We start from the raw sequence: 2,489 nt of genomic DNA, 5'->3' as shown, positions 1-2,489 counted from the left end.
CTCCCGTTCCTTCCTCTTGATCCGCTTGAAATACGTCGTGTACGCAATACCGACGACAATGCAGAACAAACTCACGTCGAAATAGATTATATCGGGTAACAATGAGGGATAGTACAATCTGAAGGTGTTCAAGAACGTCGGCACGAGGAGGAGGACGCCCCAAAAAAGGGCAATGGATCGACAGGCCCGGACAAGTCCCTCGTCGTTCCATCGCTCTTTGGGCAAGTCGGCTCGCGCGTACTGCAATGTAAAGGGCCGGCCGACCAGAATGGTGAACCAGACGATCCCAGCCAGGAAGGCGTTGGCAATGACGGCCATATGCTTGGCCAGCCAGTACCAGCTGAATCCGTAGAAAGACACGGCGCAGAAGAGGAAGAAGAGCCAGGTTCCCCAGGTCAGAATGAAGCCTTTGCGGTAGTCTTTCACCAGGAGAACGGTTGCGGCCAGCAGACAGACGGCCACTGCCCTGCGGAGTGGTTCCCACCCGCCGGTGGGCAGAAGGAGGAAAAGGATCCAGGGAGAAAAGCCAAGGACAAATGTGGCGATCTCCTTGAGTTCATTGGTCATTGCTGTTTTTGTTTCGTTCGTCATTGACTGCTTCCATCCCTTTTCGTCGGTGGGACTCATGCCCCGTGAAAATGGTACTTCTTTTCGACATCCATGATCAGCTCGAAGAATTGCTCATCGGACAAAGATTCCATGTTCAGGTCCCTAGCGAATCGTTCGATGAGCCCGTCGAGCATCCGTTCCTGGGCGGCCACGGCCCGATCGGTGAAGGTCTGGATCAGCTGCCTGGCCGCATCCCTGTCCTGTCGCCACAGGGCGAGGTACTCGGTTTCAATGGCGGCCTGCAGGGCCGCGAGATCCGTCTCGAAATCCGAAATGGCCTGATGGGCCACCGGGGCCAGACGTGGGTAGTCCTGCAACACCAGGGCCTGCATCTTTCGCGTACGCCAGAACATTGAACGGTCGTCGATGTGCCCGGTCGCGCCCTGATAGGCCCGGGGCAGTTCGGGCAGACCCTTGTGAAAGGGCATGTACACTCCCAGGTCGGGCATGCCCATGGCGACGTACTGGACGGTGGAGATGTCTTCGGGCAGATCGGGCCGAGTCTGGGTGATATGCGACAGGGCAGCCCGCATCACGCTGATGGGCCGGTAGGACTCCTTGGGATTCTCGTTGACATAGGGGTCGTGCGGCGTTCCCTGGTAGTGATTGCGCAGACCCTGGGCCACGTCCTGAACGGTCAGTTCGCGCGTGGGCCTGACGAACACCGGATACAAACCGTCCTCCCGGTCGTATTCGATTCCGGAAAAAAGGCGGAGCAACTCCCGTACCCGGGGGTAGTTGTAGGTGTGGTCGCGTTCGCCGTCGCTCACGCAACAGGTGAAAAAATTGAACGGCCCTCCGGCCGGGTCGACAAGCTTGTTCTTGGCCAGGAACTCGACGAACCCTGAGGAACTCATCACATTCATGGGATCATTGAAATCAACATCCTGGAACCGACCCTGGTTGGCGGAGACGAAATACCGGTCCGCAGGCAGGCGTTGGGCCAGCCAATGATGACCGGAAGCGGTTTCCAGGTACCATATCTCGTTCCGGTCGCTCAGGGCCACCCCAAACCCCTCTCCGGCCCCGGCCGTCTCGATGATGGCACCCAGCAGGCGAATGCCTTCCCGGGCCGAGGTGGCGTAGGGCAGGACCACGGTGGTGATGGAATCCTCGGTCACCCCGGTTTCGGTCACATACGGATCTATGGCCAGAACGGCCTTGGAGTTGAAGATGGTCTCCGTGGCTGAGATGGCCACGCCGTATTCGTTGATTCCGGTTTCCTCGTAGGAGGGATTGTTCTTCTCCTGGGACTGCCATTTGGGCCAAGCCGTGAAGCTCAAGCCACTGGGAGGCAGGTTCCAGGCGAAGGCATTGGCGTTGGCTCGGAAGGTCCGGCCCTCCCGCTGAGGGGCGCGACGGAGGATGTTGTGGGCGCCCGAGGCGTCCGAGGTGTCGTCGTTGCGGGCGATGATCAGCGAACCGTCCGCCGTGGCCTCGGCCCCGACCAGGATGGTCGTGCAGGCCTGGGCCGGCAGAGCTAAAAAAAGGAAGCCGCCCAGCAGAATAAGTGGAAAGAGGATGGCCAGGCCAAGGGAGATGCCTGCCTGGGTCCGGGAAATGATTTCCATACGTCGTGCCTCCTTGGTTGTTGACTTCTGTAGTGACGATTCGGATTGGGTCTCCATGCCCTTCAGACCCTAAACGTAGAAACGGTACTGGAATGAAAATTCTTCATCGGCTCTCCAGAGCCTCCCGCAAAAATCCTGGGCCGCGGCTCCGTCCCGCTCATCGGCCGGGCCGATGAATTCCGGCGTATCCTCCACCACTGTGAAGTCGCTCCGCATGGTCCGGGCCAGGGCGTTGTCCGCGCCGGCCAGTTCCTGGAATCGGCGGCCGGCGTATTTCAGCCCCCGGGCCAGTGAACCGGCCGGGACGTA

General features: G+C 59.5%; 2 protein-coding genes. Both read right to left on the bottom strand.

Annotated elements, in window-relative coordinates; all coding sequences use genetic code 11:
* Window positions 1–591 (bottom strand): hypothetical protein (locus EOM25_13950; GenBank protein NCC26277.1); only part of this gene is annotated, 591 nt, incomplete at its 3' end.
* Window positions 592–623: 32 nt separating this feature from the next.
* On the bottom strand, window positions 624–2,237 hold the full coding sequence (locus tag EOM25_13945; protein NCC26276.1) for a C69 family dipeptidase: 1,614 nt from the start codon (window positions 2,235–2,237) through the stop codon (window positions 624–626).
* Window positions 2,238–2,489 lie beyond the last annotated feature (252 nt).

The organism is Deltaproteobacteria bacterium (assembly GCA_009929795.1).
Lineage (GTDB): Bacteria > Desulfobacterota > Desulfovibrionia > Desulfovibrionales > Desulfomicrobiaceae > RZZR01.
This window is presented reverse-complemented; position numbering and strand designations above follow the sequence as displayed.